The 20677-nt window shown below is 73.5% G+C and carries 19 protein-coding genes; 7 read left to right on the plus strand and 12 right to left on the minus strand.

Features of this window, described 5'->3' with window-relative positions; translation table 11 throughout:
* Position 1: 1 nt before the first annotated feature.
* Positions 2-985, minus strand: coding sequence for an RNA polymerase sigma-70 factor (locus ACFVDM_RS14000; RefSeq protein ID WP_383637854.1), 984 nt, complete (start codon positions 983-985; stop codon positions 2-4).
* Positions 986-1187: 202 nt separating this feature from the next.
* Between ACFVDM_RS14000 and ACFVDM_RS14005 the strand changes: the two genes are divergently transcribed.
* Complete coding sequence (locus tag ACFVDM_RS14005) at positions 1188-1685, plus strand: carboxymuconolactone decarboxylase family protein (RefSeq protein WP_383637857.1); 498 nt, start codon at positions 1188-1190, stop codon at positions 1683-1685.
* A 75-nt stretch (positions 1686-1760) separates the two neighbouring features.
* Here ACFVDM_RS14005 and ACFVDM_RS14010 read toward each other — a convergent pair whose 3' ends face one another.
* From ACFVDM_RS14010 to ACFVDM_RS14045, 8 genes are read right to left on the minus strand one after another with little or no spacing between them, the layout of a single operon-like run.
* Complete coding sequence (locus tag ACFVDM_RS14010; RefSeq protein ID WP_383637860.1) at positions 1761-3257, minus strand: FAD-dependent oxidoreductase; 1497 nt, start codon at positions 3255-3257, stop codon at positions 1761-1763.
* Positions 3254-4183 carry a VOC family protein gene (locus ACFVDM_RS14015; protein WP_383637862.1) on the minus strand — a complete coding sequence of 310 codons (930 nt, stop codon included), beginning with the start codon at positions 4181-4183 and terminating at the stop codon, positions 3254-3256. The genes ACFVDM_RS14010 and ACFVDM_RS14015 overlap by 4 nt, the downstream gene beginning before the upstream one ends.
* Positions 4184-4219: 36 nt before the next feature.
* Entirely contained in the window at positions 4220-5404 is a 1185-nt protein-coding gene (locus ACFVDM_RS14020; protein ID WP_383637865.1) for an acyl-CoA dehydrogenase family protein, read from the minus strand.
* 8 nt (positions 5405-5412) lie between these two features.
* On the minus strand, positions 5413-6450 hold the full coding sequence (gene dmpG / locus ACFVDM_RS14025; RefSeq protein WP_383637868.1) for a 4-hydroxy-2-oxovalerate aldolase: 1038 nt from the start codon (positions 6448-6450) through the stop codon (positions 5413-5415).
* Between the two features lie 28 nt (positions 6451-6478).
* On the minus strand, positions 6479-7402 hold the full coding sequence (locus tag ACFVDM_RS14030) for an acetaldehyde dehydrogenase (acetylating) (RefSeq protein ID WP_383637871.1): 924 nt from the start codon (positions 7400-7402) through the stop codon (positions 6479-6481).
* Positions 7403-7439: 37 nt separating this feature from the next.
* Positions 7440-8471, minus strand: a complete 1032-nt coding sequence (locus ACFVDM_RS14035; protein ID WP_383637874.1) for a 2Fe-2S iron-sulfur cluster-binding protein — start codon at positions 8469-8471, stop codon at positions 7440-7442.
* Complete coding sequence (locus tag ACFVDM_RS14040) at positions 8468-10171, minus strand: FAD-binding protein (RefSeq protein WP_383637877.1); 1704 nt, start codon at positions 10169-10171, stop codon at positions 8468-8470. The genes ACFVDM_RS14035 and ACFVDM_RS14040 overlap by 4 nt, the downstream gene beginning before the upstream one ends.
* Entirely contained in the window at positions 10168-11007 is an 840-nt protein-coding gene (locus ACFVDM_RS14045; RefSeq protein WP_383637880.1) for an alpha/beta fold hydrolase, read from the minus strand. Before ACFVDM_RS14045 ends, ACFVDM_RS14040 begins: the two co-directional genes overlap by 4 nt.
* 394 nt (positions 11008-11401) lie before the next feature.
* Between ACFVDM_RS14045 and ACFVDM_RS14050 the strand changes: the two genes are divergently transcribed.
* Positions 11402-11965, plus strand: a complete 564-nt coding sequence (locus ACFVDM_RS14050; RefSeq protein ID WP_383637883.1) for a flavin reductase family protein — start codon at positions 11402-11404, stop codon at positions 11963-11965.
* 116 nt (positions 11966-12081) lie between these two features.
* Here the strand turns inward: ACFVDM_RS14050 and ACFVDM_RS14055 are convergent, their stop codons facing one another.
* Positions 12082-12912: an IclR family transcriptional regulator gene (locus ACFVDM_RS14055; RefSeq protein ID WP_383638043.1), complete on the minus strand. Its 831-nt coding sequence runs from the start codon at positions 12910-12912 to the stop codon at positions 12082-12084.
* A 261-nt stretch (positions 12913-13173) separates the two neighbouring features.
* Here ACFVDM_RS14055 and ACFVDM_RS14060 point away from each other — a divergent pair, with 261 nt between their 5' ends.
* From ACFVDM_RS14060 to ACFVDM_RS14075, 4 genes are all read left to right on the plus strand, one after another.
* Entirely contained in the window at positions 13174-13779 is a 606-nt protein-coding gene (locus tag ACFVDM_RS14060) for a TetR family transcriptional regulator (RefSeq protein ID WP_383637886.1), read from the plus strand.
* Positions 13780-13882: 103 nt separating this feature from the next.
* A complete protein-coding gene (locus tag ACFVDM_RS14065) occupies positions 13883-15481 on the plus strand; it encodes an MDR family MFS transporter (RefSeq protein WP_383637889.1) in 1599 nt (532 codons plus the stop codon).
* A gap of 205 nt (positions 15482-15686) precedes the next feature.
* Positions 15687-17855: a prolyl oligopeptidase family serine peptidase gene (locus ACFVDM_RS14070; protein WP_383637892.1), complete on the plus strand. Its 2169-nt coding sequence runs from the start codon at positions 15687-15689 to the stop codon at positions 17853-17855.
* Positions 17852-18394 carry a Rieske (2Fe-2S) protein gene (locus ACFVDM_RS14075; RefSeq protein WP_383637895.1) on the plus strand — a complete coding sequence of 181 codons (543 nt, stop codon included), beginning with the start codon at positions 17852-17854 and terminating at the stop codon, positions 18392-18394. Before ACFVDM_RS14070 ends, ACFVDM_RS14075 begins: the two co-directional genes overlap by 4 nt.
* Here the strand turns inward: ACFVDM_RS14075 and ACFVDM_RS14080 are convergent.
* Positions 18378-19091, minus strand: a complete 714-nt coding sequence (locus ACFVDM_RS14080) for a cysteine hydrolase (protein WP_383637898.1) — start codon at positions 19089-19091, stop codon at positions 18378-18380. The two genes, ACFVDM_RS14075 and ACFVDM_RS14080, sit on opposite strands and share 17 nt — an antisense overlap.
* 122 nt (positions 19092-19213) lie before the next feature.
* Here ACFVDM_RS14080 and ACFVDM_RS14085 point away from each other — a divergent pair, with 122 nt between their 5' ends.
* Complete coding sequence (locus ACFVDM_RS14085) at positions 19214-19690, plus strand: pyridoxamine 5'-phosphate oxidase family protein (RefSeq protein ID WP_383637901.1); 477 nt, start codon at positions 19214-19216, stop codon at positions 19688-19690.
* A 21-nt stretch (positions 19691-19711) separates the two neighbouring features.
* Here ACFVDM_RS14085 and ACFVDM_RS14090 read toward each other — a convergent pair whose 3' ends face one another.
* Positions 19712-20626, minus strand: coding sequence for a LysR family transcriptional regulator (locus ACFVDM_RS14090; RefSeq protein WP_383637904.1), 915 nt, complete (start codon positions 20624-20626; stop codon positions 19712-19714).
* Positions 20627-20677: the final 51 nt, after the last annotated feature.

Below are 20677 nucleotides of genomic sequence, written 5' to 3' on the forward strand. Positions count from 1 at the left end.
CTCAGCGGGTGACGGCGGTCTCGTGGTCGAGCCGCGCCAGCTTCTCGGGGTTGCGGACGGCGTAGAGGCCGGTGATGAGTCCGCCGTTCAGACGCACGGCCAGGACGGTGTCGATCGTGCCGGCCGTCCGCAGGACGAGCGCGGGATGCCCGTTGACCTGGGCGTGGCTCAGCGTCGACGCGTCGATCCGGCCGAGCACGGCGGCCACGGCGCGGGCGCCCACGACCGGTTCCGGGGCGGCGCGGACGACGCCCCCGCCGTCGGTGAGCAGGACGACGTCCGGAGCGATGAGGCCGAGGAGCGCCGTGAGGTCGCCGGTCTCGACGGCCTGCCGGAACGCGGTCAGGACGGCGCGGGTCCGGTCCGGCGGGACGGTCTCGCGGGGGCGGCGGGCCGCGACATGGGCGCGGGCCCGGTGGGCGATCTGCCGGACGGTGGCGGGCCTGCGGCCGACGGCCCGCGCGATCTCCTCGTAGTCGAGGGCGAACACCTCGCGCAGGACGAACACGGCCCGCTCGGTCGGGGCCAGGGTCTCCAGCACCAGCAGCATCGCCATGGACACGCTGTCGGCCAGCTCGATGTCCTCGGCGACGTCGGGGGCGGTGAGCAGCGGTTCGGGCAGCCAGGGGCCGACGTAGGACTCCTTGCGGCGGCGCAGTGTGCGCAGCCGGGTGAGCGCCTGGCGGGTGGTGACGCGGACGAGGAAGGCGCGCGGATCGCGGACGGTGCCCTGGTCGACGCCGGCCCAGCGCAGCCAGCTCTCCTGGAGGACGTCCTCGGCGTCGGCCGCGGAGCCGAGCATCTCGTAGGCGACGGTGAACAGCAGGTTGTGGTGGGCGACGAAGGCCTCGGTGGCCGGATCGGTCCCGGCGTGTCCGGCGGTCAGGTCCTCCGTCCCCGTCCCCGTCCCCGTCCCGCCGGCAGCCGTCGGGACGCTCCCCGCCCCGTCGTCCGCCGTCCGGCTGTTCCGTACCGGCTCGTGCATCGCCGTCTCCCGCCCGCTCGTGTCCCCTGTGCCTGTCACGCACGAGTCGCCGCCCGGCGCCCGTCCGTGACACCGCGTCGTGGTGGCCTTCGTCACAGTGCGGTCCTGTCACGGGGGCGGGGCGGGCGGCGACTCATGGGCATCGGAACGCAGCGCGGAGACGCCGCGCGGCACGACACCCCGTCAGAAAGGCCCCGAACCCATGGACACCCTCGCACAGCCCCGGCTGAACCTGTTCGCGCACGAGACCGGTGCCCGGATCGGCAGGCGGATCCACGCCGTGAGCCAGGTGATCCAGGCGTCGTCGCTGCCCGGACCCGTCCGGGAACTGGTGCAGTTGCGGGCGAGCCAGATGAACGGCTGCGGCTTCTGTGTCGACATCCACGCCAAGGACGCGTCGGCGGCCGGGGAGAGCGCGGACCGCCTCCATCTGGTCGCCACCTGGCGCCACTCCACCGTCTTCAGCGAGGCTGAGCGGGCCGCGCTGGAACTCACCGAGGAGGGCACCCGCATCACCGACGCCCACGGCGGCGTCCCGGACGCGACCTGGGACCGGGTCCGCGCGCACTACGACGAGGAGCAGTGCGTCGCGCTCGTCGCCCTGATCGCCATGATCAACGCGACCAACCGGATCGGGGTCATCCTCGACAACCGGGGCGGCGCCTACCGCCCCGGCGACCTCGGGACCGTCGCGGGCTGAGCACCGCCGCGCACGGCGACGGGCCGGCCCGGGTCGCACCCCCGGGCCGGCCCGTCGCCGTACCTCCTGCCCCAGTCAGGCCGTCGCAAGGGCGGGGGCGGCGGCCGCCGCGCGTCCGGCCCGGCGGCCGAAGAAGGTCCCGTCGCCGAGCGAGGTGCCGCTGACGTAGCCCTCGCCGTGGATCCCGGCCGAGGCCCGCCCGGCGGCGTACAGACCGGGCACCGGCGCTCCGGAGACGTGGAGGACCTCGCCGTCGGGCGTGGTGTGCAGCCCGCCCAGGGTGAAGCCGGAGGCACCGGTGCCGGCGGCGGCGCCCGGCTCGCCGCCCCGGTGGAAGCCGGCCCGGGGGTCGATCGCCGCGAACGGGCCGCGCAGCGGCCTGACCCAGCGCGGGTCCTTGTGGAAGTAGGGGTCCTCGCCCCGTTCCGCGTGGGTGTTGTACGTGGCGACCGCGGTCTCCAGCGCGCCCGGGGGCATGCCGAGTTCGGTCTCCAGCTCGGCCGGGGTCTCCGCGACGAAGCGCGGGACCACGCCCCAGCGCTCCCGTTCGGGGACGTCCTCGTAGCCCTCCTCGTCGACGATCACCCAGTACGGGGCGGGCCGGGTGAGGACGGCCGCGACGCTGTACAGGCCCGGGTAGACGTCCTCGTTGACGAAGCGCCGGCCGTGGGCGTCGACCAGCATGCCCCGGACCGCGAGCGCGGGCAGGGCGGTCAGCGCGATCTCGACCGTGCCCATGCGGCGGGTGGCCGCGCCGAGGGCGGCGGCCATCCGGATGCCGCTGCCGTCGTCGAGCCCGTCGCTGACCTTGCCGTGGCCGAGGAGGGCCGGGGCGTGGGCGCGCAGCATCTCCTCGTTGTCGACGAATCCGCCGGTGGTCAGGACCACGCCGCGCCGGGCCCGGTAGGTGAGGTCGCGGCCGTGGCGGCGGGCGGTGACGCCGACGACCCGGCCTTCGGTGTCCGTGACGAGCGCGGTGGCGCGGGTGTTGTCGTGGGAGACGGCGCCCGCGCCCCGGGCGGCGTCGACGAGCTTCGCCATGACCTCCCGGCCGCCGAAGCCCGGCACGGCGGGGCGGTGGCCGCGCGGGGCCGGGCGGGCGAGCTCGTTGTACGGCCAGGCGTTCTCGCCCAGCCACATCAGCCCGTCCCGGCTGGTCGGCATCCACGTCGGCGCGTCCCACAGCGTCGGTTCGAAGACCAGCCCGCGGTCCGTGAACCAGTCGAAGTGCGCGGCGCTTCCGTCGCAGTACAGGCGCAGCTTCTCCTCGTCGGTGTGCGGGCCGAGCGCGGCCCGGAGGTAGGCGAACATCTCGTCCGCGCTGTCCTCGAAGCCGCAGGCGCGCTGGACCGGGGTGCCGCCGCCGAGGTACAGCTCGCCGCCGGACAGGGCCGAGGAGCCGCCGGGACCGCCGGCCCGTTCCAGGACGAGGACGTCCGTGCCGGCCGTGGCCGCCTCGTACGCGGCGGCGGCCCCGGCGCAGCCGAACCCGACGACGAGCACATCGGTCTCGGCGTCGTACCGGGTGATGTCCTCGGCGCGCACCGGGGTCACCGGCGGTCCCGCGTTCACGCGGCGGGTCCGGGCGGGGTGAAGGCGGCCAGCGGCTCGGAGCCGGACCAGTCGTGGCCCCAGTAGCTGTCCGCGGTGATCTCCTCGGCGGTGTAGGACCGTTCGTCCACGCGCATGCCCTCGCAGCCGTACTCGACGTCCCAGCCGCCGGGGGCACGCACGTAGAACGAGACCATCTTGTCGTTGGTGTGCCGGCCGAGCGTGGAGGAGAGCGAGAAGCCGTGCTTCGCCACGTTGTCGAGGGCGCGGCCGACGGCGTCCAGGGTGTCGGCCTCGACCATGAGGTGGACGAGGCCGGGCTCCTCGCCGTGCGGCGCGGGCACCACGGCGAGGCTGTGGTGGCGTTCGTTGACGCCCATGAAGCGGACCCGGCGGGCCGGTCCGGGGGCGCCGGGTCCGCCGAGCCGCATCGCGCCGCGCGGCAGGAAGCCCAGCACCTCGGTGTAGAAGGCGACGGTCTCCTCCTGGCAGGTGGTGGGCAGCACCACGTGCCCCATGCCCTGGGCGCCGGTGACGAAGCGCTGGCCGAGCGCGGTCACCAGGGGGCTGTGGTCGAGGACGGGGGCGTAGAAGATCTCGACGCGGACCCCGGCGGGGTCGTCGAAGGCGATGGCCTCCTCGACGCCCCTGTCCTCCGCCTCCTCCCGGGTGAGGGCCTTGACGGCAGTGCCGGAGGCCTCGACGGCGCGGCCGACGGCGGCGAGGGCGGCGCGGTCGCGTACCTCCCAGCCGATCGACAGCACCCGGTCGCGGTCGCCGGGCAGCAGGACGAGGCGGGAGCGGCGCTCGTCCATGCGCAGGTAGAGGCCGTCGGGGTCGGGGCCCGTGCCGACGGCGAAGCCGAGGGCGTCCACGGCCAGTTCGCGCCAGCGGTCGAGGTCACGGGTCTGGACCCGGAGGTATCCGAGGCCGCGGATCTGGGTCATGGCTGTTCCTCTCTGAAGGGGGGCGTCCGGGCGGGGTCAGATCATCGACCGCATCGGGCCCTGCGGCGGGTCGATGCCGATCTGGGTGAGGGCGGAGGCGTGGAAGACCGAGCCGGGGACGTGGATGGCGTGGGCGAGTCCGGTGTGGGCGTCGCGCCAGAAGCGCTGGATGGGGTTGTCGAGCCGCATCGCGTTGCCGCCGGAGCGGGCCACGATCTCGTCGACGGCGCGGACCGCCCGCCAGGCGGCGGCGGCCTGGGTGCGGCGGCCGACGGCGCGTTCCTCGAAGGTGATCTCCCGGCCGGCCGCGACGGCGTCGTACATCCGGTCGATGTTGTCGAGCAGGGCGGCGCGGGAGGCGGCGATCTCGGCGGCGGCGTCGCTGAGGGCGTAGAGGACGTAGGGGTCGTCCTTGACGGCCTGGCCGGTGATCTGGACGCGGGTGCGCTGGTAGTCCAGGTGGTGGGCGAGTGCGCCCTCGCAGATGCCGATGACGGCGGAGGTGATGCCGAGCGGGAAGGCGGCGGAGAAGGGCAGCCGGTAGGCGGGGTTGGTGAGCCCGGACTCGGCGGCGAGGGAGCCGTCGACGACCTTGGTGTACTCGATGACGCGGTGGGCGGGCACGAACGCGTCCCTGACGATCACGTCCTTGCTCCCGGTGCCGCGCAGGCCGACGACGTCCCAGGAGTCCTCGACGATCTCGTAGTCGGCGCGGGGCAGGATGACGTGCACGGACCGCGGCGGGTTGATCCGGTCGCCGTTCTCGTCGGCGAGGAAGCCGCCGAGGAAGATCCACCGGCAGTGGTCGGTGCCGGAGGAGAACTGCCAGCGGCCGTTGAAGACGTAGCCGCCGTCGACGGGCCGCAGCAGGCCCATCGGGGCGTACGGGGAGGCGATCCAGGTGTCGGGGTCCTCTCCCCAGATCTCTTCCTGGACCCGGGGGTCGGCCATGGCCATCTCCCAGGGGTGGACGCCGACGACTCCGGCGACCCAGCCGGTCGCCCCGTCGAGGGAGGCGATCCGCATGACGGTCTCGGCGAAGGCGCGGGGGTGCAGTTCGAGGCCGCCGTGCGCCTTCGGCTGGAGCATGCGGATCGCGCCGACGTCGCGGAGGATCTTCGCGGTCTGGTCGTCGAGCCGCCCCAGGGCCTCGTTGGCGGGGCCGAGCGCGCGGATCTCGTCGGCGCGCTGCTCGACGGCTTCGATGACGGGATTGGACATGGCGGTACTCACTTCCCGGAAGAGTTCTTCTGTGCGGCGAGCGCGACGGCGATCTCGATGAGCTGGTCCTCCTGGCCGCCGACGAGCTTGCGGCGGCCGGCCTCCATGAGGATCTCGGCGCCCGACACCCCGTAGGCGTCCGCCTGGCGGGCGGCGTGCTTGAGGAAGCTGGAGTAGACCCCGGCGTAGCCCATCGTCAGGGAGAGCCGGTCGAGCAGGCATTCGCCGTCCATGACGGGCCGGACGACGTCCTCGGCCGCGTCGATGATCTTCAGTACGTCGATGCCGGTGCGGATGCCGAGCTTCTCGGCGACGGCGGCGAAGCCCTCGACGGGGGTGTTGCCGGCGCCCGCGCCGAAGCGGCGGGTGGAGCCGTCGATCTGGGTGGCCCCGGCGCGCACGGCGAGGACCGAGTTGGCGACGCCCAGGCCCAGGTTCTCGTGGCCGTGGAAGCCGACCTGGGCGTCGGTGCCGAGTTCGGCGACGAGTGCGGCGATCCGGTCGCTGGTCTGCTCCATGACGAGGGCGCCCGCGGAGTCGACGACGTACACGCACTGGCAGCCGGCGTCGGCCATGATGCGGGCCTGCCGGGCCAGGGCCTCGGGCGGGCTGCTGTGCGACATCATCAGGAACCCGACGGTCTCCAGGCCGAGTTCGCGGGCCAGCCCGAAGTGCTGGACGGAGATGTCGGCCTCGGTGCAGTGGGTGGCGATCCGGCAGATCGACGCACCGTTGGCGGCGGCCTCGCGGATGTCGTCCTGGAGGCCGAGGCCGGGCAGCATCAGGAAGGCGATCCTCGCGCGGCGGGCGGTCTTCACCGCGGCCTTGATCAGTTCCTGTTCCGGGGTGTGGCTGAAGCCGTAGTTGAAGGAGGATCCGCCGAGGCCGTCGCCGTGGGTGACCTCGATGACGGGGACGCCCGCGTCGTCGAGGGCGGCGACGATCGAGGTGACGTGGTCGACGGTGAACTGGTGCTGTTTGGCGTGCGAGCCGTCCCTCAGGGACGAGTCGGTGACACGGATGTCCAGGTCGGGGCTGAAGGGCATGACGCGTGTACTCCTCGGTGGGCGGGGGTCAGGCACCGGCGCGGCGGGCGGTGATCCGCTGGGCGAAGCCCTCGCCGACCCGGGTGGCGGCGGCGGTCATGATGTCGAGGTTCCCGGAGTACGGCGGCAGGAAGTCGCCCGCGCCCTCCACCTCGATGAACACGGCGACCCGGGCGAGCCCGCCGCTGACCGCGGTCGGTCCGTCGAACTGCGGTTCTGCGCGCAGCCGGTAGCCGGGCACGTACGCGGCGACGCGGGCGACGGTCGCGTGGACGGAGGCGGTGACGGCGTCCCGGTCGACGTCGGCGGGGACGGCGCAGAAGACGGTGTCCTGCATGAGCATGGGCGGTTCGGCCGGGTTGAGGATGATGATGGCCTTGCCCCTGGCGGCGCCGCCGATCGTCTCGATGCCGCGCCCGGTGGTGAGGGTGAACTCGTCGATGTTGGCCCGGGTGCCGGGTCCGGCGGACGGGGAGGCGACGCTGGCCACGATCTCCGCGTACGGGACCTCGGTGACCGAGGAGACGGCGTGCACGATCGGGATGGTGGCCTGACCGCCGCAGGTGATCAGCGAGACGTTCGGGGCGTCGAGGTGGTCGCCGAGGTTGACGGCGGGCACGACGGCCGGGCCGATCGCGGCCGGGGTCAGGTCGATGGCCTGGATGCCGAGCGCGGCGTACTTGGGCGCGTTGGCCCGGTGGACGTACGCGGAGGTGGCCTCGAAGACCAGGTCGGGCCGGTCGGGCCCGGAGAGCAGCGCGTCGACGCCGTCGGCGCTCGTGTGCAGGCCGTGGTCGGCGGCGCGCTTGAGGCCGGGGCTCTGCGCGTCGATGCCGATCATCCAGCGCGGCTCGATGGCCTCCGAGCGCAGGAGTTTGTACATCAGGTCGGTGCCGATGTTGCCGGATCCGACGATCGCGGCGGTCGCCATGGTCACTGGTTCGAACCTCATCCGGGTCGGGTGATGGGGGTACGGATACGGGGCGGCGTCAGCCGTCGTAGGAGATGAGCAGCCGGTCGCTGACCGGGCGCGCCTGGCAGGCGAGGATCAGTCCGTCGGCGAGGTCCTGCGCGTCGAGGACGTCGTTGCGCTCCATCGCGGCCTCGCCCTCGACGAGCACGCAGGCGCAGGCGCTGCAACTGCCCTCGCGGCAGGAGTACGGGGCGTCGACGCCCGCGGCGAGGAGCACGTCGAGCAGCGGGGTGTCCCGGGGCCAGTCGAGGCGGTGGCGGGTGCCGTCGAGTTCCACCTCGGCGGTGCTGACCGGTGCGCCGGAGGGCGGTGCGGGGGCGCGTGCGGCGAAGGGGTCGCCGGTCAGCGAGGTGAACCGCTCGACGGTGATCCGCCGCTCGGGCACGCCGAGCCCCGTGAGCGCGCCGGTGGCCAGCTCCATGAAGGGGCCGGGTCCGCAGACGAAGGCGGGGCGGTCGGTGTACGGGGCGGCCAGGCCCCGTATCCCGTCGGCGGTGGGCCGGCCCTGGACGGACTCCAGCCAGTGCACGACGGTCAGCCGGTCTCCGAACTCTTCGGCGAGCAGGGCGAGTTCGTCGCGGAAGATGACGGACTGCTCGTCGCGGTTGGCGTAGACCAGGGTGAGGTGCCCGGTCCCGGCGTGCAGGGCGGAGGTGAGGATGGACATCACCGGGGTGATGCCGCTGCCCGCGGCGAGCAGCAGGAAGTCACCGTCGAGCGAGTCGGGGACGAAGGTCCCGGCGGGCCGCAGCACCTCCAGGGTGTCGCCCTCGGTGACGTGGTCGCAGATCCAGTGCGAGGCGTAGCCTCCGGCGGTGCGTTTGACGGTGACCTTGAGGTGCTGGTCGCGGACCGGTGAACTGCACAGCGAGTAGCAGCGGGCGGCCCCGCCGGGGCGGTCGGACGGCACCCGGACGGTGAGGAACTGGCCCGGTGCGTAGGCGAAGGCCTCGGACCGGCCGTCGGCGGGTTCCAGGACCAGCGAGTGCGCGTCGGCGGTCTCACGGATCACCTCCAGGACGCGCACGGTCAGCGGTGCGGTGCTCATGACGCGCCGCCGGCGGTCGGTGCCCCGGCGGTGGTGGCGCGGGCGGAGGCGGCGTGGCGGGCGGCGACGTAGCCGAAGACCATGGACGGGCCGATCGTGGCACCCGGTCCGGCGTACTCGTTGGCCATCACGGAGGCGGAGGTGTTGCCGGTGGCGTACAGCCCGGTGATGGCCGTGCCGTCCTCGCGCAGCACCCGGCTGTGCTCGTCGCAGACCAGTCCGCCCTTGGTGCCGAGGTCGCCGACCTCGATGCGCACCGCGTAGTAGGGGGCCTTGTCGAGGACGTCGAGGTTGGGGTTCTTGAGCGTGGGGTCGCCGTAGTAGCGGTCGTACGCGCTGTCGCCCCGGCCGAAGTCCTCGTCCTTGCCGGTACGGGCGAAGCCGTTGAAGCGGGTGACGGTGTCGGCGAGGGCGTCCTCGGGGACGCCGATCTTCCGGGCGAGTTCGGTGATGCTGTCGGCGCGGTGGACGGTCCCGTTCTCGTAGAACGCCTTGGGGAAGGGGACGCCGGGCAGGATCTGGGCGAACGGGTAGCGGGCGCGGGCCTTGGCGTCCATGACGAACCAGGCGGGGAGGTGCCCGCCGGCGAGCTGGTCGTGGACGAAGTTGACGTACGGCGAGGACTCGTTGGTGAAGCGGCGGCCGTCGCCCGAGACGATCACGGACGGCGGGATGCACCGCTCGGAGACCAGCGGGATGGTCGCTCCGGCCGGGTGGTGGACGGACGGCATCCACCAGGCGTCGTCCATGAAGTCCAGCGCGGCGCCCAGTTCCCTGCCCGCGAGGATGCCGTCGCCGACGTTCTCGACGGCCCCGGCGCTGTGGACGGGGCGGCTGCCCTCGGGGAGGTAGGTCTCGCGCATCTCGCGGTTGTGCTCGAAGCCTCCGGTGGCGAGGAGGACGCCGTGCCGGGCGCCGACGCGCACGGACCTGCCCTCGCGTTCGACGACGACGCCGGTGACGGCACCCCGCTCGTCGGTGACGAGTCCGGTCATCGGGCTGCGCAGCCACAGTGGGACGGACGCGTCCTTCATGGCCATGCGGAGCCGGGCGACGAGGGCGCGGCCTCCGGTGGCCATGTGGCGACGGCGGACCAGATTGGACGAGACGCGCCAGGCGGCGGTCAGCGAGGCGCGGCGCCCCCGCCAGGTCCGCTTGACCATGGCGAGGTCGCGGTAGTCCTTGGCGGTGATCCAGAGTCCGAGGGGGCCCTTGAGGCTGTTGGGGCGCTGGTACTTCTCGTCCTCGCCGAGCTTGCGGGTGTCGAAGGGCAGCGCCTCGACGGACCGGCCGAGCGGGCGGCCCCCGTCGTACTCGGGGTGGTAGTCGGCGTAGCCCTTGACCCAGAAGAACCGCATCCACCGGCTCCTGCCGAGCAGTTCCATGGTGGCGGGGCCCTGGTCGATGTAGGCGTCGAGGCGGGCCGCGGGCACCCGGCCCTCGGTGAGCCGGTCCAGGTAGCGGCGGATGGAGTCGCGGCTGTCGTCGTGCCCCTTGGCGCGCAGCGTGGGGTTGTTGGGGATCCAGATGCCGCCGCCGGAGATCGCGGTGGAGCCGCCGTACTTCTTGCCCTTCTCGACCACGAGGGTGGTCAGTCCGCTGTCGGCGGCGGTGAGCGCGGCGGCCATGCCGCCGCCTCCGCTGCCGACGACGACGAAGTCGAACTCCTCGTCCCAGCCCTCCCGGGCCCCGGCGCTCACGCGGCGTCCTCGCGGGTGAGGAACGCGAGGACCGCGCTCTCCCAGGCGGCCTTCTGCTCGATCATCACCCAGTGCCCGCAGTCGGGGAACACGTGCAGTTCCGCGTCCGGGATGGTGCGCATCGGCAGGATCGCCATGTCGAGCGGGCTGACCCGGTCGTCGCGCCCCCAGGTGAGCAGGGTCCTGGCCTTCAGGCGGTGCAGCATCGACCAGTAGGGCGCCTCGTCGGAGGCCGCGGCGGCGGCAGCCTGGGCGGCGAAGGCCTCGCTGCCGTACATACGGCGGGCGCCGGCCAGGGTCTCCGGGTCGGTGGCCTGGGCCCAGCGCTCCTCGATCAGTTCCTCGGTGACCAGGGAGCGGTCGAACACCATGGAGTTCAGCCAGCGCACCAGCCCTTCGCGGGAGGGGGCGTCGGTGAACTCGGTGAGCAGCCGGATGCCCTCGCCGGGTCCGGGGCTGAACACATTGCGTCCGATGCCGCCGATCGTCACCAGCCTGCGGACGCGGTCGGGGTGGGCGAGGGCGAAGCGGGTGCCGACGATGCCGCCCATGGAGTTGCCGATGATGTCGACCCGCCGGAGCCCGAGCCCGTCCAGGAACCGGGTCACGGAGGCGGCGGCCGTCACCATGGGGTGTCCGTCGGCGGGGTCGCTCACGCCGAAGCCGGGGAACTCCAGGACGAGGCAGCGGAAGTGCGGGGCGAACGCGGCCAGGTTGTGGCGGAAGTTGCGCCAGCCGGTGACCCCGGGGCCGGAGCCGTGGAGCAGGAGCAGGGGCGGGCCGTCCCCGGCCTCGTGGTAGCGCAGCACTCCCTGATCGGTCGCGAGTTCGCGCACTGTGGAGTCATGACTCGGTTCCGTCATCATCCCTGCCTCGGTTGAGCTCGGTGTTCGGTGGGCTTCGGTGGGCCGTGTGCCGGCCCGGCCGGCCGCCCGCCGCGGGCCGGGGGCGGCCCATCGGTGGCGTGTGAACGGTTCCTGGACGGTAGCCACGGCGACGGAGGCGGGGCGGCGGGCGTCTCGGTCAGCGGGATGTCCGCGCGCGGCGGTGCGGGGGCGGCCCGCCGGGGCCCGAACGGCCGGTGCGCGCACGGGGGTTCGCGGCGGCGGGGGCGCCGTTCACGTTCCACTGATCGGGAACGGGGCCCCCGGGCTCCGAGGCGGTGTCCTAGCTTCGGCCCCCTGCCCGGTCCCGGGCATTCCACCGCACCGTCCCTGGAGGCCACCTCCCATGACCGCCGAGCCCCTGACCGCGACCGAGGCCGTCGAGGCGACCGAGCCGACCCCGCCGCGCATGCGGCGCGCCCTGGGGGACTTCGCCTCCGGGGTGACGGTGGTGACGGGCCTCGGCCCCGACGGGGTGCCGGCCGGTTTCGCGTGCCAGTCCTTCGCCTCGGTCTCCCTGGAACCGCCCCTGGTCCTGTTCTGCGCCGACCACCGCGGGCGCGCCTGGCCGAGGATCCGGGAGGCGGGGCGGTTCGCCGTGAACATCCTGGCCGAGGAACAGTCCGATCTCTGCGGCCGGTTCGGTTCGAGCCGGGGCCGGAAGTTCGAGGGGCTCGACTGGGAGGTGTCCCGCTGGGGCACGCCCTCGCTGCCGGGCGTGCTGACCCGGGTGCACGCCGAGGTCCACGAGGTGCACGAGGCGGGCGACCACGATGTGGTGGTGGGCCGGGTCCTCGCCCTGGAGACCGTGGCGGACAGTTCCCCGATGCTCTTCTTCCGGGGCGGCTTCGGGGTGCGCGGTGCCGAGACGACGGTGGACCCGTGGGCGTGGGGCGAGCTCTGGGGCTGAGGTCCCGCCCGCCGGGCCGCTCCCCCGCCGGGTCTGCGAGCGCGGTGCGGCCCGCGCCTCTGGAACGACACGGTCCCGGCCGCGCCCTCACGGGCGGGGCCGGGACCGTGTCGTTCCTACTGCCAGTCCCCGTACTGCCCGGCGGCGAGCAGCCGGTCCATGGCCTGCGGCGACCAGGTCTCCTCCGGTACGGCCGCCGGGCGGCGCGCCGCCCTGACCGGCCCGGTCTGCTCGGGGAACAGTTCCCGCGACACCTGCCGCGCCGCGTCCACGACCAGCGGGGCGACCTTCTCCAGCGGTGACCAGGCGTCGCCCACCAGGGAGATCGCGGCGACGGGACCCTCGGGTCCGCGTACGGCGGTGGCGACGCAGGCGATGTCCGGGAAGCACTCGCCGCGTTCGAAGGCCAGTCCGTGGCGCTGCCGGATGCGGTTGAGCTCCTGGTGCAGGGTGCCCAGGTCGGAGATGGTGCGCTGGGTGAGCCGGCCCATCAGCCCGGCCGACCGGGCCTCGACGTCCTCGGGTTCCAGCCAGGCGAGCATGGCCTTGCCGAGGGCGGTGGAGTGGGCGGGGGCCCGGCCGCCCACCCGGGAGGGGACGGAGGCGGCGAAGCGCCCGCCGACCTTGTCGAGGTAGTGGACCTCCGCCCCGTCCAGGACGGCGAGGTGGACGACGAGGCCGGTCTTGATCTGGAGCTGGTGCAGCCGGGCGGCGGCGGCCTCGCGGATCCTGCTGTGCGCGCCGTCCCCGCCGCCGAGCCCGAGGGCGCGGCGGCCGAGACCGTAGCCGAGGGCGGTGTGTTCGAGCCAGCGCAGCCGCACCAACTGGTCGAGGATGCGGTGCGCGGTCGACCTGGGCAGTTGGGTGGACCGGGCGACTTCCTCCAGCGACAGCCGCGCGGTGCGGCCCTCGAAGACGTCCATGATCAGCGTGACGCGCTCGACCATCGACGGTGGCAGTTCGCGACGGGCCGGCCCATGCGCGGGGGGAGCTTCACGGACAGCCGTCATGGCAGCCTCCAGTCACAGACTGAAATGAATTCTTGTTTTCCGGAATGTAACAGCGCCCCCCGAGGCGGGAGAAGGGTTGCGCACGGCCTGATTTCGACGCATCCGCCACCGACTCCCCTCGGCCGCCCCGCACGGGGGCGGAGGGATGGTCGGTTAATAATTTTGCCCGGAGCGCAAACTTGCATAGCATGCACCTTCATGAGTGCCGACGACCCCGCCCTCGGGCTGCGTGAACGCAAGAAGCGCGCGACGCGCGACGCCCTGGCGGGCATGGCGCTGCGCATGGCGGCGGACCGGGGCATCGAGAACGTGACCGTGGAGGCGGTCACGGACGCGGTGGGCGTCTCGGTGCGCACGTTCTTCAACTACTTCCCGTGCCTGGACGACGCGATCACCCGCCCCGTCCAGGAGAACGCCGAGCGCACCCGCCGGGCCGTGCTCAACGCACCGGACCATCTGACGGCGCTCGAAGCCCTCAGTGAGGCGCTGGCGCAGGAGTTCGCCCAGATCGAGGCGGGCCACGAACGCTGGGAACTGCAGATCGCGGTCCTCAAGCGGAATCCTTCGCTGCTCCCCGCGTTCCTCGCGGCCCAGGGCGCCGACGAACGCGCCCTGGTGGACGTGGTGGCCGAGCGTCTGGGCCTGGACCCGGAGACCGACCTCCAGCCCCGGCTGCTGGCGCACGTGGCGATCGCCGCCGTGCGCGCCTGCGTCGAGGTCTGGGCGTCCTCCGGCCGCACCCGCACCTTCCAGAGCCTGTACCGCGAGGCGTTCGCCGCTCTGGCGGCCGGGCTCAGGACCTGAGGCCGTCCGCCACCAGCACCACCAGCAGGAACCGAACCACCCCCGCACCACCCGCAGTACCCGAACCACCCGCACCAGCACAGAGAATGAGGAACGTCAGCCGATGACCGCTGCCGTCACACCCGAAGCCGGCACCGCCGGCGCGCCCGAGGGCGCCTCAGGCGGCATGACGCGCCGCCAGATACTCCAGGCCATGTCGGGCCTGATGGCCGGCATGTTCGTGGCCATCCTGGCCTCCACCGTCGTCTCCAACGCGCTGCCCAGGATCATCGCCGACCTGCACGGCACCCAGTCCTCGTACACCTGGGTCGTCACGGCCGAACTGCTCGCCATGACGGCGACCGTCCCGATCTGGGGCAAGCTCTCCGACCTGTACGACAAGAAGCTGCTGATCCAGCTCTCGCTGTCGATGTTCGTCGTCGGCTCGCTCGTCGCGGGCTTCTCGCACAGCGTCGGTCTGCTCATCGTGAGCCGCGTCGTCCAGGGCATCGGCGCCGGCGGTCTCACCGCGCTGGCCCAGGTCGTGATGGCGGCGATCATCCCGCCGCGCGAACTCGGCCGCTACTCCGGCATCTTCGGTGCCGTCTTCGCCGTCGGCACCGTGGCGGGCCCGCTGATCGGCGGGGTGCTCGTCGACACCTCGTGGCTGGGCTGGCGCTGGTGCTTCTTCATCGGCGTGCCGTTCGCCCTGCTCGCGATCGTGCTGCTCCAGCTGACTTTGAAGCTGCCCACGGTCCGCCGCGAGGTGAAGATCGACTACCTCGGCGCGGTCCTCATCATGAGCGGGGTCAGCTCGCTGCTGCTCTGGGTGACGCTGGCCGGCAACCGCTTCGACTGGGCGTCCTGGCAGACGGCCGCGCTGGTCGGCGCGGGCGTGGTCCTGCTGGGCCTGGCCGTCCTGGTGGAGTCCCGGGTCGCGGAGCCGATCATCCCGCTGGGCATCTTCCGCAACCGCACGGTGACCCTGACGACCGTGGCGAGCCTGCTCGTCGGTGTCGCCATGTTCGGCGGCACGGTGTTCCTCTCGCAGTACTTCCAGATCTCCCTGGGCAAGACGCCGACCGTCGCGGGCCTGATGAGCCTGCCGATGATCCTCGGTCTGATGATCTCCACCACGGTCGCCGGGCAGATCATCTCCGCCCGGGGCAAGTGGAAGGGCTTCCTGATCGCGGGAGGCATCATCATGACGGCCGGCATGGGCCTGCTCTCCACGATCAGCGCCGACTCCTCGTTCGGCCTGCTCAGCGTCTACATGGTCGTGCTCGGCGTCGGCGTCGGCATGCTGATGCAGAACCTGGTCCTCGCCGCGCAGAACGACGTTCCCGCCTCCGAACTCGGCGCGGCCACCTCGGTCCTGTCGTTCTTCCGCAGCCTCGGCGGCGCCATCGGTACGAGCGCGCTGGGCGCGGTCCTCGGCCACCGGGTGACCCAGGAGCTGGAGAAGGGCTTCGGCGGCGGCGCGGACAACGGCGGAGCCGGCCACGGCGTCCCCGACCTGAGCACGCTGCCCGAACCGGCCCGGCACGTGGTCGAGCAGGCCTACGGCGTCGCGACCGCGGACGTCTTCCTGATCGGCGCGCCGTTCGCCTTCCTCGCGCTGATCGCGGTGCTCTTCATCAAGGAGAAGCCGCTGCGCACCCAGAGCGGCATGGAGCGTCTGGCGGAGGAGAACGCGGCCGCGGCCGCCGCCTCCTCGCACTGACACCCCGCGTCACCGGAGCCCCGGCCCCCTTCCCCGCCCCGCGCGGGAAGGAGCCGGGGCTCCCCGCGTTCCGTATACGGACCGAACGCGTCACCACTGCACGGACCCGACTCGTCACCGCTGCACGGCCCCGACACGTCACCGCACCGCACGGTGCGCCCCGGCCGGGACGAGGAGCCGGCCCGCAACCTGTCATGGTGTCGCCATGACTCACCCCACCGCCTCCCCGGCCACGGACCGCTTCCCCCTCCGGTTCGCCCGGACCCACCGCTTCTCGCTGGGCGTCCCCCGGCTCTTCACCGTCTCCCCCGACGGCGAGCGGGTGCTGTTCGTCCGGGGCACCTCGGGCACGGATCCGGTGAGCCGGCTCTGGCTGTACGCGGACGGGACGGAGCGCCTGCTCGCCGACCCGCTCGCCCCCGCCTTCGCGGACGGGTCCCCGGAGCGGGTGCCGCCGGAGGAACTGGCCCGCCGGGAACGGGCCCGGGTGACCTCCTCGGGAGTCGTCTCGTACGCCGCCGACGCGGCGGTGCGCCTGGCCGTCCTCGCGCTGGGCGGCGTGCTGTGGGCCGTCCCCACCGACGGCAGTGCCCCGCGCCGCATCGCCACCGCCGGACCGGCCGTCGACCCGCGCCCCTCGCCCGACGGTTCACTGATCGCGTACGTCAGCGGCGGGGCGCTGCGCGTCGTACGGGCGGACGGGAGCGGAGACCGGGTCCTGGCCCGCCCGGAGGGCGCGGACGTCACCTACGGCCTGTCCGACTACGTCTCGCAGGAGTCCATCGGCCGTGCCCGGGGCTTCTGGTGGTCCCCGCGCGGTGACGCCCTCCTGGTCGCCCGGGTGGACACGTCCGGCGTCCGCCGCCGCTACCTCGCCGACCCCGCGGACCCGGAGCGCCCGCCGCGTGTGATCCCGTACCCGGCGGCGGGCACACCGAACGCGGAGGTCTCCCTGCACGTGGTGCGGGTGTCCGGCGGACGGACCGAGGTCCGGCTGCCCGCGGCGGCGGACGTGGATCATCCGGGCGGCGAGTGGACCGATCCGGCCTTCGAGTACGTGGTGGCGGCGGACTGGGACGCCCACGGGCCGCTGGTCACCGTGCAGACGCGGGACCAGCGCTCGGTGCACGTCCTCGCGGTGGACGAGGCCTCGGGCGCGGTTCGCACCCTGCACCGGGAGCACGATCCCGCCTGGGTCGCGCTGCGCCCCGGCACCCCGCTGCGGCTGCCCTCGGGGGCGCTCGTCGTCCCCGCCCGGCCCGGCGGTGACAGCCAGGGCCTGGACCTCGGCGGGGTCACGACGCCGCCGGGGCTGGAGGTGCGCGAGGTGCTCGGCGCGGCGGACGGCCGGGTGTTCTTCACCGCGAGCGACGAGCCGACCGAGATCCACGTCTGGTCGTACCACGCCGCGGACCCGGGCGACGGGTTCGTACGGGTCAGCGACGCGCCCGGGGTGCACGCGGCGGCGCTCGGCGGCCCGGCCCTGGTCCTCGACAGCCGGACGCCAGGCGGCCACCGCGTGACCGTCCTGCGCGACGGCGCCCCCGTCGGCACCGTCGCCGTGCTCGCGGAGGAACCCCTCGTCCCGGCGGCGCCGCTCGCCCTGAGCCTCGGCCGGCGCGCGCTGCGCAGCCACCTGCATCTGCCGTCCTGGCACCGGCCGCAGGACGGTCCGCTGCCGGTGCTCCTCAGCCCGTACGCCGGGCACGGGTTGCAGCTCGTCCTGAAGGCGCGCGGCTGGCCCGGGGCGGTCGCCCAGTGGTTCGCCGAGCAGGGCTTCGCGGTCCTGGTCACCGACGGGCGGGGCACCCCGGGGCGCGGGGACGCCTGGGAGAAGTCGGTGCACGGCGACCGGCTGACGGCGGTGCTGGAGGACCAGATCGACGCCCTGCACACGGTGGCCGCGGACCGCCCCGAACTGGACCTGGGCCGGGTGGCGATGCGCGGCTGGTCGTTCAGCGGATATCTGGCGGCGGCGGCCGTGCTGCGGCACCCGGAGGTCTTCCACGCGGCGGTGGCCGGTGCGGCACCGGCCGACCGGCGGCTCTACGACACCCATTGGGAGGAACGGTTCCTGGGCCACCCCGACGTGAGCCCCGAGGTCTACGACCGCAACTCGCTGCTCGACGAGGCGGCGGCCCTGACCCGGCCGCTCATGCTCGTGCACGGTCTTGCCGATGACAATGTCGCCGCGGCGCACATGCTGCGGTTCTCCGCGGCACTGCTCGCGGCGGGCAGGCCGCACACCGTCCTGCCGCTGCCGGGCGCCGGTCATCTCGTCTCCCGGGAACGGACCGCGAGCGGACTCCTGCTGCTGGAGCGGGACTTCCTCAGGGAGTCCCTGGGACGTCGATCGGAAAGTGAGCCGGAATGAGCACCACGCGGAACCCCGAGGCACCGGTCGGCCGCCGGAGGGTCGTCACGGCGGCCGGAGCCGTCTCCGTCACCGCCCTGCTGACCGCCTGCGGCGGCGCGCCACGAGCTGCGGAGACCGGGACCGGAGGCGGAGCCGGGGCAGGGGCCGGAAGCGGGGCCGGGGCAGGGGCCGGGGCGGGCAGCGGCGCGGGAGCCGGAAGCGGGGCAGGGACAGGGGCCGGAAGCAGGACCAGGGCAGGGGCCGGGGGCACGGTCCTCGCCAAGACGTCCGAGATCCCGGAGGGCGGCGGCAAGGTCTTCAGCGAGCAGGAGGTCGTGGTCACCCAGCCGGCTGCCGGAACGTTCAGGGCGTTCTCCGCCACGTGCACACACATGGGCTGCACGGTGGCCAACGTCTCGGACGGCACCATCAACTGCCCCTGCCACGGCAGCAGGTTCGACATGGCGACCGGCGGGGTCGCGGAGGGTCCGGCCACCGAGCCGCTGCCGCCCGCGGCGATCACGGTCCGGGACGGTGCGATCAGCCTCGCCCCGTAGTCCGCCCGCCCGTAGTCCGCCCGCCTGTAGTCCGCCCGCCCGTGCCGTTCGCCGCCCGCCGTCCCGATCCGCGCAGCCAGCAGGACACCAGGTCGTCGGTGGTGGTCACGGTGGCGACCAGGGCGAGCGTGTTGCGGATCATCGCGGGGGTGTAGTCGGCCGGCACCCCCGCGATCGCGTCTGACGGCACCACCGCGGTGTAGCCGAGGTTCACGGCGTCGAAAACGGCGTTGGGGATGGCCACATTGGCCGAGACTCCCGTGACGACGAGGGTGGTGCAGCCGAGGTTGCGGAGCAGCGCGTCCACGTCCGTCCCCGCGATCGGCGACAGTCCGTGCAGCCGGCGGACGACGAGGTCCTCGTCGGCCACCTCGATCGGCTCGGCGATCCGGACGGCGGTGCTGCCGGTGTGCTGCTGTACGGGGAGGCGGCCGGCGGCGCGGAAGAGCCGGGCGTTGCGGCTGGCACCCCGGCCGTCGGGGCGGCGCTCGGCCACAGCGTGCAGCACCTGGACGTTCGCCTCGTGCGCGGCGGCGACCAGGCGCGCGACGTTGCCGAGCGCCCCGGAGGAACGGGCCTCCGCGGCCAGCTCCGGCAGGGCGCTCTCCGGCCCCACCACACCCCGCTGGCACTCCACCGTCAGCAGCACGGTGGAGGCGGGATCGACGTGTTCGGCCAGCTGTTCCCTGGACGCCATGGCTGCCCCTCTCGATGTCGGGCCGGACGCGCGAGGCTAACGGCCATTGCGCGACGAAGGAAGAGCCCCCATGATTTCTGACACCTAGTCAGACGCTGTCCGGACAACGGGAGGGACCAGCCATGACCGTCACTCAACGACGGGGCCGCCGGGTCATGATGACGGAGGGGGAGCGCGACGCCTATCTCGCCGCCCAGCGCACGTGCCGGGTCGCCACGGTCGGCGACAACGGCCGCCCGCACGTCGGCGCGCTCTGGTTCTGCTGGGACGGCACCTCGCTGTGGCTCTACTCCATCACCCGCAGCCTGCGCTGGTCCCAGTTGCGGCGCGATCCGGCGCTCGCGGTGGTCGTGGACGACGGGGTGGAGTACGGGGAACTGCGCGGCGTGGAACTCTCGGGCGACGCGGTCTTCGTCGGCGAAGCCCCCCGTACCGGCGAGCCCTGCCCCGAACTCGACGCCCCGGAACGGATGTTCGCCGCGAAGTACTTCGGCATGGACGTGATGCCCCATGACGGACGCCACGCCTGGCTGCGACTGACGCCGGACGCGATCACTTCCTGGGACTTCGGCAAGATGACGCCACCGACGGCCGGCTGACCGCCTGCCCCCCTCGGCCCCCTACCCCATCGGATCGTTCAGCTCGGCTCCCGCGCGCCGCAGGGCCTCGACCGCCGCCCGGATCGAGGGGCGGCGGTCGGCGTCCGCGCGCCACACCGCGTGCACATGCCGGCGCATCCGCTGCCGCACGGGCACCATCCGCACCCCGTCCGGCACCGGCCCGCGCCCCAGCCTGGGCGTCACACAGACGCCCAGGCCCGCGGCGATGAGGGCGAGTTGTGTGTGGTGCTCACCGGCGAGATGGGCGATGCGCGGTTCGATGCCCTTCGAGCGCAGCGTAAACACCAGCCAGTCGTGGCAGAACTCGCCCTCGGGCCAGGACACCCAGTCGTCCTCGGCGAACTCCTCCAGGCCGACCTCGTCGCGCCCGGCCAGCGGGTGGTCCGCCGGCATCGCGATGTCCGGGGCGTCGTCCAGCAGCTCGGCACGGGCCAGCCCGCCCGGCACGGGCAGCCGCTTGTTGCTCCAGTCCAGCACCACGGCCAGATCGATGTCCCCCCGGAACACCCCCTCGATCCCGGCCTCCGGCTCCACCTCCAGGGTGCGCACCCGCAGCTCCGGATGGTCGGCGCGCAGGGCGAGCAGCGCGGACGGGAACAGTCCCCGGGCCGCCGTGGGGAAGGCACCGAGCCGGATCTCGCCGACGACCTGGCCCCGCTGGGCCTCGATGTCGGACTGGGCCAGCTCCACCTGGGCGAGGATCCGGGCCGCGTGATCGGCGAGCAGCCGGCCCGCGTCGGTGAGGCGGACCCCCCGCCCGCTGCGGGTCAGCAGCTGCTGCCCGACCTCCCGCTCCAGCTTCGCCATCTGCTGCGACACGGCCGAGGTCGTGACGTGCAGCCCCTCGGCCGCGCCGCTGACCGAGCCGAGCCGGGCGAGCGCGTCCAGCGTCCGCAGACGCTCCAGGTTCAACATGTAAGCGATGCTACGCGAACCACCCCACAAGATCTCACTTGTGCTACGAGA

Origin of the sequence: Streptomyces sp. NPDC057682 (assembly GCF_042799575.1) — a bacterium.
Lineage (GTDB): Bacteria > Actinomycetota > Actinomycetes > Streptomycetales > Streptomycetaceae > Streptomyces.

Coding starts and splice junctions, on each gene's coding strand:
- ACFVDM_RS14000 (WP_383637854.1), bottom strand. CDS start 985: ATGCACGAGCCGGTACGGAACAGCCGGACGGCGGACGACGGGGCGGGG.
- ACFVDM_RS14005 (WP_383637857.1), top strand. CDS start 1,188: ATGGACACCCTCGCACAGCCCCGGCTGAACCTGTTCGCGCACGAGACC.
- ACFVDM_RS14015 (WP_383637862.1), bottom strand. CDS start 4,183: ATGACCCAGATCCGCGGCCTCGGATACCTCCGGGTCCAGACCCGTGAC.
- ACFVDM_RS14020 (WP_383637865.1), bottom strand. CDS start 5,404: ATGTCCAATCCCGTCATCGAAGCCGTCGAGCAGCGCGCCGACGAGATC.
- dmpG (WP_383637868.1), bottom strand. CDS start 6,450: ATGCCCTTCAGCCCCGACCTGGACATCCGTGTCACCGACTCGTCCCTG.
- ACFVDM_RS14030 (WP_383637871.1), bottom strand. CDS start 7,402: ATGAGGTTCGAACCAGTGACCATGGCGACCGCCGCGATCGTCGGATCC.
- ACFVDM_RS14035 (WP_383637874.1), bottom strand. CDS start 8,471: ATGAGCACCGCACCGCTGACCGTGCGCGTCCTGGAGGTGATCCGTGAG.
- ACFVDM_RS14050 (WP_383637883.1), top strand. CDS start 11,402: ATGACCGCCGAGCCCCTGACCGCGACCGAGGCCGTCGAGGCGACCGAG.
- ACFVDM_RS14055 (WP_383638043.1), bottom strand. CDS start 12,912: ATGGTCGAGCGCGTCACGCTGATCATGGACGTCTTCGAGGGCCGCACC.
- ACFVDM_RS14060 (WP_383637886.1), top strand. CDS start 13,174: ATGAGTGCCGACGACCCCGCCCTCGGGCTGCGTGAACGCAAGAAGCGC.
- ACFVDM_RS14065 (WP_383637889.1), top strand. CDS start 13,883: ATGACCGCTGCCGTCACACCCGAAGCCGGCACCGCCGGCGCGCCCGAG.
- ACFVDM_RS14070 (WP_383637892.1), top strand. CDS start 15,687: ATGACTCACCCCACCGCCTCCCCGGCCACGGACCGCTTCCCCCTCCGG.
- ACFVDM_RS14075 (WP_383637895.1), top strand. CDS start 17,852: ATGAGCACCACGCGGAACCCCGAGGCACCGGTCGGCCGCCGGAGGGTC.
- ACFVDM_RS14080 (WP_383637898.1), bottom strand. CDS start 19,091: ATGGCGTCCAGGGAACAGCTGGCCGAACACGTCGATCCCGCCTCCACC.
- ACFVDM_RS14085 (WP_383637901.1), top strand. CDS start 19,214: ATGACCGTCACTCAACGACGGGGCCGCCGGGTCATGATGACGGAGGGG.
- ACFVDM_RS14090 (WP_383637904.1), bottom strand. CDS start 20,626: ATGTTGAACCTGGAGCGTCTGCGGACGCTGGACGCGCTCGCCCGGCTC.